The organism is Streptacidiphilus jeojiense (genome assembly GCF_000719095.1).
Taxonomy (GTDB): domain Bacteria; phylum Actinomycetota; class Actinomycetes; order Streptomycetales; family Streptomycetaceae; genus Streptacidiphilus; species Streptacidiphilus jeojiensis.
Genome location: NZ_JOEH01000032.1, coordinates 89,557 through 103,598, shown reverse-complemented (window position 1 = coordinate 103,598; position 14,042 = coordinate 89,557). Strand labels below are relative to the sequence as shown.

General features: G+C 72.4%; 19 protein-coding genes. All 19 read left to right on the top strand.

Annotated features, from left to right (window positions below):
• Nucleotides 1-1,153 precede the first annotated feature (1,153 nt).
• The 19 genes from IF29_RS0134525 (at nt 1,154) to IF29_RS0134435 (ending at nt 14,038) form a co-directional block, all read left to right on the top strand.
• Nucleotides 1,154-1,417, top strand: coding sequence for a hypothetical protein (locus IF29_RS0134525; protein WP_157624083.1), 264 nt, complete (start codon nt 1,154-1,156; stop codon nt 1,415-1,417).
• Nucleotides 1,418-1,483: 66 nt separating this feature from the next.
• A complete protein-coding gene (locus IF29_RS0134520) occupies nt 1,484-1,804 on the top strand; it encodes a hypothetical protein (RefSeq protein ID WP_030263748.1) in 321 nt (106 codons plus the stop codon).
• An 80-nt stretch (nt 1,805-1,884) separates the two neighbouring features.
• Nucleotides 1,885-2,229: a hypothetical protein gene (locus IF29_RS0134515; protein ID WP_030263745.1), complete on the top strand. Its 345-nt coding sequence runs from the start codon at nt 1,885-1,887 to the stop codon at nt 2,227-2,229.
• Nucleotides 2,230-2,405: 176 nt separating this feature from the next.
• Nucleotides 2,406-2,924 (top strand): DUF6573 family protein, encoded by a 519-nt coding sequence (locus IF29_RS0134510; protein WP_198037640.1) that lies wholly within the window; start codon nt 2,406-2,408, stop codon nt 2,922-2,924.
• A gap of 106 nt (nt 2,925-3,030) precedes the next feature.
• A complete protein-coding gene (locus IF29_RS42655; protein ID WP_037597660.1) occupies nt 3,031-3,567 on the top strand; it encodes a hypothetical protein in 537 nt (178 codons plus the stop codon).
• 79 nt (nt 3,568-3,646) lie between these two features.
• Nucleotides 3,647-4,003 (top strand): hypothetical protein, encoded by a 357-nt coding sequence (locus IF29_RS0134500; protein WP_030263736.1) that lies wholly within the window; start codon nt 3,647-3,649, stop codon nt 4,001-4,003.
• Between the two features lie 144 nt (nt 4,004-4,147).
• A complete protein-coding gene (locus IF29_RS0134495; protein ID WP_030263735.1) occupies nt 4,148-5,620 on the top strand; it encodes an LPD29 domain-containing protein in 1,473 nt (490 codons plus the stop codon).
• Between the two features lie 199 nt (nt 5,621-5,819).
• Complete coding sequence (locus IF29_RS0134490; protein WP_051726414.1) at nt 5,820-7,637, top strand: ParB/RepB/Spo0J family partition protein; 1,818 nt, start codon at nt 5,820-5,822, stop codon at nt 7,635-7,637.
• Nucleotides 7,638-7,742: 105 nt separating this feature from the next.
• Nucleotides 7,743-8,087, top strand: coding sequence for a hypothetical protein (locus IF29_RS0134485; RefSeq protein WP_030263732.1), 345 nt, complete (start codon nt 7,743-7,745; stop codon nt 8,085-8,087).
• Between the two features lie 366 nt (nt 8,088-8,453).
• A complete protein-coding gene (locus IF29_RS0134480) occupies nt 8,454-8,753 on the top strand; it encodes a hypothetical protein (RefSeq protein ID WP_030263730.1) in 300 nt (99 codons plus the stop codon).
• Nucleotides 8,754-8,827: 74 nt separating this feature from the next.
• On the top strand, nt 8,828-9,037 hold the full coding sequence (locus IF29_RS0134475) for a hypothetical protein (RefSeq protein WP_030263728.1): 210 nt from the start codon (nt 8,828-8,830) through the stop codon (nt 9,035-9,037).
• A gap of 73 nt (nt 9,038-9,110) precedes the next feature.
• Nucleotides 9,111-9,236 carry a hypothetical protein gene (locus tag IF29_RS48650; RefSeq protein ID WP_269665072.1) on the top strand — a complete coding sequence of 42 codons (126 nt, stop codon included), beginning with the start codon at nt 9,111-9,113 and terminating at the stop codon, nt 9,234-9,236.
• Between the two features lie 70 nt (nt 9,237-9,306).
• Complete coding sequence (locus IF29_RS0134465) at nt 9,307-9,834, top strand: hypothetical protein (protein WP_030263727.1); 528 nt, start codon at nt 9,307-9,309, stop codon at nt 9,832-9,834.
• Nucleotides 9,835-9,904: 70 nt separating this feature from the next.
• Complete coding sequence (locus IF29_RS0134460) at nt 9,905-10,423, top strand: hypothetical protein (RefSeq protein WP_030263725.1); 519 nt, start codon at nt 9,905-9,907, stop codon at nt 10,421-10,423.
• Nucleotides 10,424-10,501: 78 nt separating this feature from the next.
• Nucleotides 10,502-11,185 carry a hypothetical protein gene (locus tag IF29_RS0134455; RefSeq protein WP_030263723.1) on the top strand — a complete coding sequence of 228 codons (684 nt, stop codon included), beginning with the start codon at nt 10,502-10,504 and terminating at the stop codon, nt 11,183-11,185.
• Nucleotides 11,186-11,339: 154 nt separating this feature from the next.
• Nucleotides 11,340-12,107, top strand: a complete 768-nt coding sequence (locus IF29_RS0134450; protein ID WP_051726413.1) for a hypothetical protein — start codon at nt 11,340-11,342, stop codon at nt 12,105-12,107.
• Between the two features lie 118 nt (nt 12,108-12,225).
• A complete protein-coding gene (locus tag IF29_RS0134445; RefSeq protein ID WP_030263710.1) occupies nt 12,226-12,708 on the top strand; it encodes a hypothetical protein in 483 nt (160 codons plus the stop codon).
• An 85-nt stretch (nt 12,709-12,793) separates the two neighbouring features.
• Nucleotides 12,794-13,627 (top strand): hypothetical protein, encoded by an 834-nt coding sequence (locus IF29_RS0134440; RefSeq protein WP_030263707.1) that lies wholly within the window; start codon nt 12,794-12,796, stop codon nt 13,625-13,627.
• Nucleotides 13,628-13,762: 135 nt separating this feature from the next.
• A complete protein-coding gene (locus IF29_RS0134435; protein ID WP_030263704.1) occupies nt 13,763-14,038 on the top strand; it encodes a hypothetical protein in 276 nt (91 codons plus the stop codon).
• Nucleotides 14,039-14,042 lie beyond the last annotated feature (4 nt).

The window sequence follows — 14,042 nt, the reverse complement described above, 5'->3', positions numbered from 1 at the left end:
GGGTAACCACGCGCCTTCGGCGCGGGTTGCTTGGGCGTTCGGCCCTGCGCTGCGGGCTTCGCCCGCCAAGGAGTGCCCGCCCTTTGGGCGGGGCATCGGGCTTCGCCCGATGCTTCCCGGTGCTGTGCACCGGGGGAAGTGCGCCCGGCTGCGCCGGGCGGATCGGGCTTCGCCCGATCAGGGAAAAGCGGGCGCTGTGCGCCCTCGGTGGTTGGGGTCAACTCCTGCGCTTCGCTGCGGAGTTGGTGGCTAGGGGGCGCTTCGCGCCTTTTCTCATGGGGTGGTGACGCAGCGTCAGATACGCCCCTGGTCAGGTTGGTGCATCAAAGATGCCGTACCGCTTAGCTCTGGGATTTTTGGGTGGTCCTGGAGAATCCATGAAAAAGCCGGACAACCCCTGCTCGACTGGCCAGGAGGAATCCATCCGGTACGGGCACTTGCCAGAGGCGCACACATTGAGCTTGTCTCTTCTTTTCCCTGCTCGCTCGGGATTCGGCCGTACTGGCCGCCCGTAGCACGGCGTCCAGCCGCCCAATCGCACGGCTTCGCCGGGCGCTGCCCTGCTTCAAAACGGCACAGCGCAGCGCCGCGCCGGAGCCGCCGACGTGCGCCCATGCCCGCCACTCCTCACCCAAACAGCAGGAAGAGGGCTCACAGAGGGGGTTGTCAGGGTCTGTGGATACTTCTAAAGGTGCTCTGACCTGTGGCTTTACTGGCCAGCCATCAAGGGGGAGGGCTTGCTATTCGTACCTCTGGGCGTACCCCTGTCCGTACCCGTATCCGTACCCCTGGGCACAGGCGACATCGGCCGCGATCCGGGGTTGACGGGTCCGATCGGATCGGCTCCAGAGGCCGGCCTCGGGGTGGTTCGGGGCCCGGTGGCGGTTGGGTATCCGGGGGGACCGGGAGGCTGTCAGCTGACCTCCTGTGGGCATTCTCGCGACTATTTCCACCTCTCCGGAGTATTCGGGTTGGTTGAAAATGAGTCCGGTTTCGCCTCCAATTTTCCATTAAGCCAATCGGGCGAACTCTGCTGGTGGAGCACGCGTTTTACGTCCGTTGCGTGTGTATCCCTGTATTGTTACTCATGTCGAAAGGGGTTGGCCCCCCGCCCCCGGCATCTCGCACCGAACGAACAGAGAGGCACCACCTGATGGCGATGTCGCCGGATCTCATGATCGAGGCCCTGGACGTAGAGGCCACTTTCCAGGCGCTGCGCGCCGAACTCGCGGCCACCGCCGCGAAGCGTGACCGGGTGCTCTACGCCGCCTGGCGCGAGGAGAACGACGCCCGTGCGGTGGCCCGGGACCTCCCCCGCACGATCACCACCCGCACCGTTCAGGCCGCCGTGATCCGGCTGGCCCCGCCCTCCGACTTCGTGCAGCTCTCCCTGATGGAGCTCGCCGGGGCGAACTGACGCCCCCTCACCGGACGGGGCACCCCGCCCCGTCCGGACCCCGCCCCACCACCCCCGGAGGAAGTCATGTTCGCCACCATCCGCACCCTCACCGCCCGTGCCGCCCGCCGACGCTCCCAGCGCCTCGCCGACGCCATTCGCTGGACTGTCGTCCTGGACTTCACCGACGGGCACGGACTCTACGGCCCGGTCGTGCGTCACGAGACGGCGTGCAGCTCCCTGGCCGCCCTCACCCAGGCATACCAGCACACCGGCGAGGAGTACCAGGCCCACATTCCCGAACTGCGCGGCCTGGAGGGCGATGACCTCTTTGACGAGGCGTTCGAGCGCCTGTGCCACATCGCCATCTTCCAGGGCTGGCAGGAGCCCGTCGAAATCGCCTACTGACCCACCCCGCCGGGCGGCGGTTGGCCCCGCCGCCCGGCCCCCCTCTCTCGCACCCCGCACAGCACCTGAAAGGCACTCCCATGTCCGACAACACCCGCACCGAGTACCTGCGCTGGTTCGCCCCCACCCTGGCCATGGTGGCCGCCGCCCTGGAGTCGGCCATCCCGGGCAGCCGGGCCCGACTGCTCGCCGCTCCCCCGGCCCCGGAATCCGTGGCGGCCTTGCTGCCCCTGGCGAAGCTGCGCACCGAGGCTGCCCGCAGGCCCGGCATCTGCACCGAACTGGAGGCGTACCGCCGACGCTGCGCCGTCGAAGCCGTCGACCACCTCATGAAGGCCGTCGCCCACGCCCAGAGCGGACGCACGCAGCGCGCCCACGGACTCCTTGAGCAGGCCCGCCGCCAGGCATGGCGCGCCGCCGACTGACACCCCGTCACACCAGCGGGCCGCCCACCCAGGGGCGGGCGGCCCGCTGCTCCGATCGGGTGATGGCCTGCGAAAATACACCATCTTGCGTGTGTATTCAGGTATTGTTACTCATGTCGGAAGGGGTTGGCCCCCCATCCCGGCATCTCCCGCACCAGACGAACAGAGGAACCAGCATGAACGACCGCAACGCGCAGCAGGGCACCACGAGCGGCGGGGCGTGGGAGGGCGGCCCGGACGCCTTCAACTCCGACACCGAGCAGCAGCAGGCCCGGGCCTCCGCCCTCTTGGCCGACTTCTTCGGCGAGCCGATCGACGTCTACAGCCGGGCGCAGGCACTGGCCGACGGGGTGCTGTTCGAGGCGACGCCGTCGCTGTGCGCGGAGGCCGGGTTCATGGTCCCGGTGGCGCTGACCGCCGCCGCGTGGGCGGACTGCGTGGCCTGGACCGAGGCGGACGACGAGCGGCAGGACGCGGTGCAGGACCAGACCGGCCGCCTGTGGGACGTGCTCTGGATGACCCGCTACGCGATCAGCCGCGCGCCGCGCGGGACGGTGTCGCTGACCGTAGACCTGGACCGGGTGCCGTGCGATGGCCGCTCCAGCAGGGCGACCACGGTCCGTCTGATTGCCGACATCGGCCCCGGCGACGACGGCGAGCCGGTCATCACGATCATGCAGCCGCACGAGAGCTGACACCGCGCCGGGCGGCGGTTGGCCCCGCCGCCCGGCCCCGCCCCCTCGAACCGCGCAGGGCGCTGCCTCGCTCCGCCTTGCCCCCGCTCTCCAGGAGTAGTGCCACGTGTCCATTGCCGTGCCCATCGAGCTGCACGCCCATTCCAACTATCCCGACTGCACCTGCCCTCGCGGCTGGTGCGGGGGTCCGCTCGGCGGACGAGCCGACGCCGCCTGCCCCTGGCACCGGCCGGACCGCGAAGGCGATCCGATCACCGAGCAGTGGCACCCGCTGGAGCGCTGCCCCGAGCTGCGGCACATCGGCCGGGCGTGGTCCGGCAACGAACACGAAGCCGACTGCCCCTGCCCCAAGTCCGCCTGCGGACTGGTCATCGAACAGCTCGCCGACCCCGGGTGCCCGCACCACCCCAGCGCCGCGAAGACGATGCGCCAGCGGCACGCCGCACACCGGTGCCCCGGTCCGCATCCGCGCCCGCTGCTTCCGCAGCTCACCCCCCGCCAGCAGGCGGACCGCCGCATCCGCGCCCTTGCCCGGCTGCGGGAGCAGGAGGAGCGCCAGGCCGCCGCGCTGGAGCGCACCCGCCAGCTCCTCCGGACCGAGCAGGACCGGCTGACCCAGCTCGCGGACCGACTCACCCGCTGAAGTCCTCCGTACGACCCGCCGGGGCGGTTGGCCCCGCCCCGGCATCTCCCGCACCCGCTCCCACCGGAAGGCCCCTGCCGTGATCTGCCGCTCAACCCTGCTGCTGTTCCACTACGCCCGAGAGGGCAGCCCGGACCCGGTGGCCGAGGCCGACCGCCGTACCTCCATGGCCGACGCCCGCACCGCCCTGTGCATCGAGTCGGGTGTGGCCCTGGAGGACATCGATCCGGCCACCGGCTACGACCACTCGGAGCGCGCCTACCGGCGTGTTCGCGCCGACTGGGCGCAGCAGGTCGAACAGCGCGGCGCGGACTGGTACATCCGTCGCGATGTGCGCTGGGCGTACGGGATTTGGCTGGAGGCCCGCCCCGACCTGGCCACGGGCGACCGGTGGCCAGGTCTGGACGACGGCGAGGACCAGGGCCCCGGGGAGTGACTCGTCCCGACGGCCGCAGCCGGCCGCTGGGCCGCGCGCCGCCCCTCGGTCGGCTTTTGAGACCCCCGTGCACCTCTCTGCCGCCGCCAGGTGGCCCCTGGCGGCGGCCCCCCTCGTACCCGATACCTCCGAAGGACAGCACACGTGAACGAGAGCAATCCCCTGCGTCCCATCCAGGCCTCGCCCGGCGACGCGGCCGAGGCCGAACGACTGGCGGGGGAGGCCATCGACGCCAACGCGGCCGCCTACCGCTACGAGCTCCACGGCCGGGACGGCGTGACCACCACCAGGAGGCTGACTCCCGACAGCGCCCGACTGGCCGTCACCCGGGCGCTGCTGCGCGGCAAGCCCGTGCACGTCGACGGCCGGGGCGCGGTCGACGTCCAGCACCGGCGCACCGGCCGCACCACCTACCGCCCCCAGGCCGCCGAGCCCTCCAACGCTCCCGCTACCGCTACGACCGACACCGCCCCGGCCCCGGCGGAGCAGACACCGCCTCCGGTGTCCGATTCGGCCGAGCCGCAGCGCGAGCAGTCGGGCGGGCTGGAACTGCTGGCCTACGAGTCCGGGCAGGCTGCCGGGCTGGCCGCGCTGTACCGGGCGCAGGTGTGGACCGGGCTGGAGTGGACTCCCCTGCCGCTGGACCCCGAGGGCGAGATCATCGGCGCGACGCTGCCGCACTTCCTGTCCCAGGTGTTCGGCCCCGGCGGTCTGCTCCTGCGCCATGACGACCTGCTGACGTTCAGCACCCGGGCCCGGGAGCGGGATGTGTCGCTGCGTCTGGACCCGGTCCCCGGGGCGCGCGTACTCGCCCCCGGTGACCCGGTCGGTGCCCAGCACTTCGCCGTCTCGATGCTGCAGCGCGACGGGCGCGCATGCCAGTGGGTCCCCTTCAAGGTGGAGGGGACGGACCGGATCCGGGCGCGCGTGCTGCGGAACGTGCTGGCTGCCGGGGCGGAACGTGGAGTCGTTGCGACGCTGGACGTGTCCGGCGTGGTCAAGGTGAGCGGTCTGTTTCCGGAGCCGCTACAGTTCCGGCCGGTCGAGCCGCAGGGACCGGCGAAGACTCCGGCGGGGCACCCGGAGGCCGTTCCCGAGGACACCACGCCAGCCCCGGCCGCCCCGGTCCACCTCGGATCGCGGTTCGTGGCCAAGGTGCTGCGCAGCCACCTGAAGGCGGCGTTCCCCGGCGCGCGGATCAGCGTGCGCTGCGGCACCGGCACCGCGTACTCATGGCTGCGGATCGCCTGGACCGACGGACCCTCGGAACGCGAGGTCCAGGCAGTGTGCGAGCCGTGGCACGGGAGCCGCTTCAACGGCATGACTGACGGCTACGACCAGTGCGAACCCCTCATGGTCGCGCTGGAACCCGGAGCGCTGCCGGTCGCGGTCAGCCCGGCCGTGGACGGGATCAACTACGACCGCCAGTTCTCACCCGAGACCAAGCGGAGCGCCCTGGACCTCCTGTCCGAGCACCACGGACGGTCCATCACCATCCATGAGCACAGCCTTCCCATGACCGAGATCGACGGTCAGCGGATCAGCGGAGGAACCGGCTGGACCCAGTTCAGGGACGTGGTGGACAAGGTCGTTCTACGCCGCCGCGCCCAGGACTGACGGCCGTTCACGGGCCCGGCCGGGGGCACTCCAGGCCCCCGGCCGGGCCGTCCCGCCGCTGCTCCATGCGGGTGAAGCTTCGCCGAAACCGCCCACCAAGACCATTTTGCATGTTCTTTCTGGTATTGTTGCTCATGTCGGAAGGGATTGGCCCCCCATCCCCGGCACCTCGCACCGAACCAACAGAGAGGCACCACCCGTGACCATCACCGCTCCCGAACCGACCCAGACCGGCTCCGCCCCGGCCGCGCCGGAGCCCGACGAGGCCGGCACCATCTTCCGCAGCGTGGGAGAGCTCCGGTACCTGGACCCGCGCACGCTGGTGGTCGACCCGTACAACCACCGCAAAAACCGCGAGGGCAAGCCGGTCACGCCGGACGCCAAGCTCATCGCGTCCGTGGAAGCGGTCGGCGTGGACACCCCGATCACGGTCCGCCCCCAGGCCGACGGCACCACGCTGGGAGCCGTGAAGGGGCAGCGCCGCCTGATGGCGGCGGTCATCGCCGCCGAGAAGGCCGCCAAGGCCAAAAGGCCGGTCGTGCTGATCCCGGTCCTGGTGCGCGAGGACCTGGCCGGGGTCGATGACGAGGCCCTGGTGCTCTCGATGATCGAGAACACCCACCGCGAAGCGGCCAGCCAGCGCGACGACATGGACGCGCTCACCCAGCTCGCGCTCATGCCGATGACCGCGACCAAGCGCAAGAAGCACGCCCGCGCCCTCGGATACACCACCGCCCAGGTCGAAGCCGCGAACACCGCCGCCAAGCTGGACGACGACGCCCTTGCCGAGGCCCTGGACGCCGAATTCGACTTCATTGAAATGGCCGACTGGCAGTCGGTCGGCGGCGACGACGGGGACCTGTGGGAACTCAAGCAGGCCCGCAAGCGCGACCGGGCCGAGGGCAAGAAGGGGCGCGGCCACTGGAACCACGCCATCGCCCGGCTGCGCCAGGAACTGGCCGAGGAAGCCAGGCGCGAGCAGCTCGTGAAGGAGCTGACCGACGCCGGAGTACGGATCACCGAACGGCAGTACACCTGGTCCCGGACCACCGAGCGCCCTTTGTCCGACCTGCTGAACGCGCTGGGCAAGGAGATGACGCCGCAGCGGCACGCGGAGATGTGCGCCGCCCACGGGGCGTACGTGGAGCGGGACAACGAGACCGTGGTGTACGTGTGCACCGACTGGGCCAAGCAGGGCCACCAGCTCACCGAGGCCGTAGCCAAGGCCGAGAGCGGGCGCAACGGCGGCCGCGAGGTGCTGGACTCGGCCGCGAAGGCCAAGCGCACCCGCCGGTACAAGCCGCTGTGGCTGGCCGCGCGGGAGGTCCGCAAGGACTTCATCACCGAGCTCGTTGCCCGCAAGGACGCCTCGAAGGCGGTGTGGGACGCGGTCTTGAGCACCACGGTCGCTACGCCCCACTGGTACACGGACGGGCTGGCCAAGCACGCGACCGAGGACCTGTCGCGCTTCCTGAAGATGAAGGACCCCAAGCTGAGTGCCTACCGCTACCAGGAGCGGACCAAGGCGTACGCGTCGCTGGTGGCGCGCACCAGCGCGGCCAGGCGCGGGAACGTGCTGTTCGCTCAGCTCGCCGCCTGCGCCGAACTGGTCGTCATGCACGAGCGGGCATGGGACCAGCCGAGCGAAGAGGTCGCCTGGTGGCTTCAGCTCCTGGTCGCCGAGGGCTACACCCTGTCCGAGGTCGAGGCCGAGGTACTGGCCACCGCCACCGGCACCGCCGCCCCCCAGACCCAGGCCGAGGCCGAGGACGACGGCCAGGAGCCGTTGGCCGAGCGGAACGCCGCGGACCAGGAGAGCACCGAGGACGCTGGGCAGCAAGACGACCGGGACGGGACCGGGGAGGCCGATGCGGACAAGCCCTCTCCCGACGACGCACCGCAGCCGGAGGAGCAGGCCGACCAGGCGGACCCGGACGACACGGAGCAGCTGGGCACGCCGGTCCCGGCCGAGGGTGAGCCGGCCACCGGCATTGAGGTGGAGGCGGAGCGGGGGTAGGACTGGCGCAGCGGCCCCGGACACTCCGGGGCCGCCCACCCGGGGCGGGCGGCGGTAGGCCCCGCCGCCCGGCCCTCTCGCACCGACGACGACCGAGGGAACGCCATGAACAGCAGGACCGAACACGCACACGCCGGGACCGAGCTGCGGACCGCACTGGCCCAGTGGCGGGTATCGACCAGGGACGACGGCGGATGCGGCTGGTCGGTGGTCACCGTGCCGCTGGTCGACGGAACGACCGTGTGGATCAGCAACCATGACAGCGCCGCCGACTTCACCACCGGATCGCATACGGGATGGTTGGCGGTCGCGTACCCGGACATGGGCCGGTGCCCGGAGGAGTTCACCGAGATCTACCGCTCGCACAGCGCCGACTTCGCGCGGGACACGGCCGAACTGGTCGCCGTGGTGGTCCAGTTCGCCGGTGAGCACGGCGGCAGCGGGGTCTGACCCCGGGGTTTCGACCGGGCGGCCGTCCGCCCGAGGGCGGGGCCCCCGAGGGGGTCACTGGCTAGGCACGGCCGCCGGTCTTTCTCTCGCACCGCACAGAAGGCAGAGCCCGTGCGCGGAACCCCTCCAGGCTACCGCCCGGACCGGCGGCCGATGACCGGTCCCCCTGCTCTGACACGCCGACGCGGCCCGGTCGCACGCCCGCAGGCCGCTCCAGTCCAGGGCTCTGCGCCGATCGGGTGAACTACCACGCCACCGGCCCCTTTCAGACATGATTGCTCGTTAACTCTGGTATTGTTACTCATGTCGGAACGGGATTGGCCCCCCGCCCCGGCACCTCGCACCGAACGAGCAAGGAGCACCACCGTGGAACACCTCATCATGGACGTGGTCGGCACCCGCGCCGAGGGCGACGCCCTGCGCCTGGACCTGACGCGCACCACCCAGACCTGCCTGACCTGCTCCAGCCACCGCGACGAGACCGACGGCCCGTGCCCGCTGGACACCGCCGCCGCGCCCAGCGTCCGGCCTGACTGGCAGACCATGTCGGCCCTGGCGTTCACCGCCGTCCCCAAGGCCGTGCAGCCTGCGATGTTCGCCGTCGGCGGCGACGCCATGGGCACGCTCTCGCTCCTGGAGGGCGAGGACGGCATCCACCTGTTCTGAGCACTCCCCCGGGCGGCGGTTGGCCCCGCCGCCCGGCCCCCTCTCCCGCACCGCACCACCAGGAAGGCCCTCCCATGCCCAAAACGTTCACGGCCGGCGACACCGTGCGCTTCACCCGCGCCCTGCCGCGCAGCAGGAACGCCGGAACCTGGCGGGTCACCGGACCCTGCCCCTGCCTGATCTGCCTGCGCCGCCCCAGCGGACTGCTGCACCTGACCGACGCCGCCGGATCGGGTCGGACCCGCCCCCACACCGCACCCACTTCGCTGCGCCCCACGCGCTGACACCACCGCCGGGCGGCGGCTGGCCCCGCCGCCCGAATCCCCTCTCGCACCCGAACCCACCAGAGGAACCCCGATGAACCACGACGACGACAACCAGCCCGTCATCCCCCGCATCCCCGGCATCCCCCGGCCGCGCCGCAGCCCCGAGAACCCGCAGCCCAAGCCCAACATCCCCGGCCAGCCGCGCCGCGACAGCTAGACCCACCCGCGCCACCGGCGGCCGGAACCACCGGCCGCCGGACCCGCCCCGAGGAACGGAGCAGCACCCCGTGACCGAGCAGTGGATCACGATCACCACCGACGCGGACGGCCTTGTCACCACCGTCACCGCGCACAGCGACCGGCCCGAACCGCTCTTCCGGGAGCACGCAACGATCTGGCACGCGCCCGCCGAACCGCACGGCGACGGCGAGGTGTCCGCCGTGAAGGTCTTCGACGTGCACACCGGCAGCGAGTTCGCCGACGTCGACCCGCACTGGCACCAGGTCGACCACAACGCCCAGGCGTTCCCGGACAGCGTGCCGTTCGCGGCGCTGCGCCGCACCGAGGCCCTGCTCGTCCTGGCCGGCCACCCCCGCGCCCGCACCACCCCCACCCACGCCGGAGGACCCACCCACGGATGGGGCATCAGCTGCGACGACGACCACGTGTTCGCGCCCACCGGCCAGGGATGGCAGCACTACGTCCGCGACGGCTACGCCGATGACGGCTGGACCGAGCTCGACGCCGTCGCCGCCCCGGACGCCTCCCCCGCTCAGGTCGCCGCCGCCATCGCCACCGCGCTGACCGACAACTGACCCGCCCCGGGCGGCGGCTGGCCCCGCCGCCCGGCCCCCTCTCCCGCACCCCACCACCAGGAGCAGCACCGTGAGCAGCACCGGCATCAGTTCCACCCACCCCGGCAACTCCCGCACCGCCTACTCGCTGCGCGAGGTGGACCCCGACGCGACGGTCCCCCACCCGCTTCCCGGCGACGCGCACGCCGCCCGTCAGCGCCGGGCCGCCCTGGACAGCCCGGCCGGACTGGCGGTGCTGCTGGAGATCGTCGACCTGGCCTGCGTCCAGCGCCGGGCCCAGCAGGCCGCCGCCGCCTACCGGTACGCCGCAACCGCCGTCCAGGACGGCCGCTGCGCCGCACCGGACGCCCGGTGGTACGCCACCCAGGTCCACGTCAGCGAGCTGCGCGCCCGGTACGCCGCCGACGAAGCCGCGCTGCTCACCGGCCCCGGCACCGGCCAGCCGTGGACACGGATGGCAGCCGCCTGGGCCTGGGCCACGGTGCACCTGGACGACGCCCGGCACGCAGCCGCGAGCGGCGCCCCCGCGCTCGCCGCCGGTCGGCGGCTGCGCGCCGCGGCCCGCCGCCTGGAGGCCACCGCCAGCTGACCCGGCGACACCCATCCGGGGGCTGGGCGACCGCCCGGCCCCACCCCCTGACCTGCCCCGCTCTTGAAAGGCCCTGCCGTGCCGTACGACCCCGTCGCCGAGGAAGCCCACCGCGCCGCGCTCAGCGTCCAGATGCACCAGCTCGCCGACACCCTGCCCGAAGCCCTGGACGCGCTGCGCTGGAGCGCCGACACCACCTATGCCAGCGACCGGTACAACCCGCGCATCCGGCTGCGGCGCGAGGACGGCGCCGAAATCGGGATCGGCGAGCACCGCCTGTCCAAAGGCCGGCTCACCCTGTCCGGCTGGCTGCCGGACAACACCGCCTACTACGAGCGCCACGGCCTCAGCGGCGGTCAGATCACCGTCAGCCGCAAGAAGAAGGCATGGCAGATCGCCCACGACATCCGCGAACGCCTGATCCCCGACCTGGACACCGCAATGGCCGAGGTCCACCGCCGCCAGCTCACCCACGCCCAGGACGCCGCCGCCGTCCAGGCCACCGCCGCGCTGCTGCTCACCGTCGACAACGTCCACGGCAACGAGCCCACCGCCGAGGACCGCCGCCGCGGCGCCGACACCCGCCGCGAACTGCGCTGGGGCCGCGAACCCTACGGCGCACCCTCCGCCCGCGCCCGCATCAGCAGCTACCCGCAGACCAACGTGACGATCAAGTGCGAGAACCTCACCCCCGAGCAGGCCCGCGCCGTCCTCGCCGCCCTGCAGTCCACCCAGCGCGCCACCGCACCCGCCCAAACCTGAGCACCCGTCCACGGGCCGGGCGGCACCAGGCCGCCCGGCCCTCCCTTCAAACCAGATAGGCCACCGGTCCAACCATCCCGAGAACGGAGCAGCACGGCACAGTCCGCGGCCCCACCGACCGGCCGGGCCACCCTGCGAAGAAAGGCGCTTCACCGTGACGCAGCACGTCGTGCAGTTCAGTGGAGGCATCGGCTCGTTCCACGTCGCCGTGCGGCTGGCCGAACTGGTCGACCTGCGGGACCTGGTGCTGCTGATCGCCGACACCCGGATCGAGGACCCGGACCTGTGGCGGTTCGCCCGCGACACCAGCCGACTGATCGGCGTCCCGCTCACCCGGGTCGCCGACGGGCGCACCCCCTGGGAGGTCTTCCGCGACAAGCGGTTCCTCGGCAACGACCGCCTCACCCCCTGCTCAGCGGCGCTCAAGCAGATCCCATGCCGCCGCTGGATGGAGCAGCACACCCATCCCGACGACGCGGTGACCTACGTCGGCATCGAGGGCACCGCGCACGACCGGGCCCGGATCCCGGCGATCCGGCACGGCTGGCGGCCCTGGACCGTCGCCTTCCCTCTGGCCGAGGACCCGGAGCCGGCCAGCAAGGAGGAATTGCTGGAGCAGGCCCGGGCGCTGGGGGTGGAGCCACCGCGGCTGTACGGGCTCGGGTACGAGCACAACAACTGCGGCGGAACGTGCGTTCGGGCCGGGGCCGCCCAGTGGCGCCATACCCTGGCCACCTTCCCGCAGCGCTACGCCGAGGCCGAGGCCCAGGAGGAGGCGCTGCGCGCGGAGCTGGGCGAGGTGGCGATCCTGACCCAGACCCGGGGCGGGGTGAAACGGCCGCTGCCGCTGGCCGAGTTGCGCCGCCAGGAGCACCGGCGGGCCCGATCCGGCGGTGCAGCGCGGGTTAACCCGACGGGGTGAACTTGCCTGCTCAGCGCCGAAGTTCACTCCCCTTGCGTGTTGTCTACGGTATTGTTGGATATGTCGGAACGGGTTGGCCCCCGCCCGACGCCTCTCGCACCGAATCAAGGAGACACCCATGCACGACCCCACTTTCAACCTCGCCGTCCCCGAGGGCGCAGCCATCTGCGACCTGCTCGCCGCGCTCCAGAACAACGAGGACGACGACGGGTGGAACGGCGGCGACACCGTCGAGATCCTCCTGGCCTGGTTCGCCGCCCTCGGCCTGGACGTCGACTGCCCCGCCCCGGACCCCGGCCTGATCGAGTCGCTGCGGCTCGCTCCCCCGGGCCAGGTCCTCGCGCTCCCCCACCACCTCACCCTCGACGGAGCCCGGCTCTTCGGCGACGGCACCACGGTGCGGTGGACCTGCGAGTGCTGCTCCATGACGCGCACGGGCACCACCACCGGCGTCACCCGCGAGGAAGCCGGCGGCCCGCTGATGCAGCTCGTGCGCTTCAGCCCGGGCATGGAGCCCTTCACCCCGGGCGACCAGCCGGAGCACTCCCCCGACTCCTGGCCGCTGTTCCCCGGTCACCTGCAGCAGGAGCACGGCGCATAGCCCCTGTTCCTCCTTCCCGCCGGGCGGCGGTTGGCCCCGCCGCCCGGCCCCCTCTCGCACACCGCACACCCACCGGAGCTCCGCCGTGAACCGAACCACTGCTCACCTGCCCCTGCTCACCCTGGCCGCCGACGTGGCCCGGCTGCTGCCCTCCCGCGCCGACCGTCCCTGGACCGCCACCGAAGAGCCCTGCCTGAGCATGGACGGCTACCCCGTCGCGCTCCTCAGCGACGGGGCGCGCACGCTCGTCCTGGGCGGTGACCCCTCCAGGGTGCTGGCGCTGGCCCGCCCCGGGCACAGCGACAGTCAGACGGTCCTGCCCGGTCCGGCGGCGGCCCGCGACCTGGCCGACCTGGCCGCCCGCGACCATCTGGCGGCGATCGAGCGCGAGGCCGCACAGCACCTCGGTCCACTCGACCGGGTCCGAGACCTGCTGCTGCTGCTCCGCACGGAGGTCATCCGCCGAGCCGGCCGGCGCAGCATGGTCGGCGGCAGCCTGCACTGCCCCGGTCTGGGGCACCGGATCGGATGGCAGCGGCGCGACCGCTCGCAGGTCGCCGTCACCACCACCGCTCCCGGCCGGGCGGAGCTGGTCCTGTCCGACCTGCCGCTGCCGCTGGTGGAGCGCGTGGTGCTGCTGGTGATGGGACGTCAGCGCCGGACCTGGCACCGGATGCCGGCCGAAGCCGTCCCCAGCGCCGCTGCACGCCGGGTGCTCGCGGCCTTCCCCCGTCTCCAGCCGCTCCCCGCCCTGTCGGGCGGCTCCTTCCGGTTGATCTGGTCGGGCGGCCCGGCACCGCGCACCCGCCTGACGGTCCGGGTTCCGCACGGCATGCGGGGCACGGACGCCAGCACCGCCGACCTGTCTCTCGGCGGGGGCGGCGACCTGGTGCTGCGCGTCCTGGACGCCCTCGGCTGACCCCCGGCATCGCCGCTCAGGCGCCACGCCGCACGCGTGAACCCCCTGGTCGCAAGACCGCCATAGCTCAGCCGGGGCGGGGTTGGCCCCCCGCCCCGGCCCTCTCGAACCGAACGACCGAAGGCGAGAACTCCCATGCCCGGCACCCTGAACACCGCCGACCGGACCACGGAGCCGGTCACCCGCCCGGCGACCGTCGTGCGCTTCGGCCAGCCCGCCCTGCTGGTCCTGCAGGCCACCGTCACCGAACCCGACGGCACCACCGGCCACCTGGCCATGGCGATGCCCGCCGCCGGCTACGGCACCGCTCCCTGGCAGCTGTACGCGCTGCTCACACACCTGCGCCAGCTGCGCGACGCCGGAGGCGGGAGAAGTCGGCGCAGCCGCCGCGTTCCTGCTCCAGGACGGTGATCGA